The sequence below is a fragment of the Cupriavidus sp. 10L43_2 genome (genome assembly GCF_056395265.1).
Window position 1 is genome coordinate 1 of the sequence record NZ_JBFTJE010000046.1, and the last position, 1,115, is coordinate 1,115.

Annotated in this window: 1 pseudogene; it reads right to left on the bottom strand. The window is 60.4% G+C overall.

Annotation, left to right across the window (positions count from 1 at the left end):
• Positions 1-33: 33 nt before the first annotated feature.
• A pseudogene (locus AC1DEL_RS27525) lies at positions 34-1,115 on the bottom strand (type VI secretion system Vgr family protein); the annotation flags it as partial.

The window sequence follows — 1,115 nt, forward strand, 5'->3', positions numbered from 1 at the left end:
TGTCCGCTGGCCTTTGGCTGGTCATCGGCGGTGAGCCTTTGGCTGGTCATCGGCGGTGATGAACAACCCCTTGCCGCCCCGGATGGCCCCCCAGCCAGACGTCCTGAGTTCGAACCCCTCCCCCCGCCGCTTCCACTTCCCGTCGACCATATGGCCAAGCGTCAGCTGGGATTTTCCGGAATGCTCGGTGGACAGCTTCACATGCTCCTGCCCCTCCCAGTCCTCGAACTCAAGCTTGTTGTCGCTCTGCGTGCGGATAACGTTGCGGGACAGCCACCGATCCTGGTTGGTAATCAGATCCGTCTGGCGGCTGTTATGGTGGACGTGGGCGATATACGGCTTATTCGGATTCCCATCCCGAAACGCGATAGCCGCTTCGGTGCCGTCGATCAGCGGAAAGTGAAAGCCCGTCTGAAAGGCCCCGGCAAATGGCTTGGCCAGCCGCAGTGGCACACATTCCCCACCGCCGGGCCAGTCCTCGAAATCGAAGTCAAAACGGACGGTGTAATAACCCTGCTGCGTCAGATAGGCGTATGGATATTGGCTGGGGGAGGTAATGCGCGCACTCAGCGTGCCCGGAATCCTCGGCCAGTGAGTTTCGTCCAGCGGCAGCCGGAACCGTCGATCTGAAGGGATCGATTTGAAGGTATTCCGATACGCCGCATCGCGCGCGCCAGTGTGGACAACCTCGGTGATGACCTGCCCATTCGGCGCATCCGCCAGCGCAAGATCCATCCGCAGGATTCGCGCCGGGCGCAGTTCCAGCACATTGCTCTCACCCTCGTAGACCACCTGGGAAGCCACAGCCGCCTCGTGCCGAAGCTGCGCCTCCCACTTGGCACCTTCGAAATCCAGGTGATGGGTGCCGAAGACATACGGCTGGCCGTAGGTGGTCTTGTCTTTGCGCGCAACATTGGCTTCGCCCTTCAAGGGCTCCCACGCCAGATCGGGGTTGTAGTCCGCCACAAGAAACGATGCGGGGACAGTTTTCGCAATAGTACGAAGGCCGATGACCGCTTCGACACCAGCCTCCAATCCCGCCGTCTCGCGATACGGCACCCGCAATTCAGGCTTGTAAAGGTAATGGTCAATGTCATCGCCAAACACCACCATCT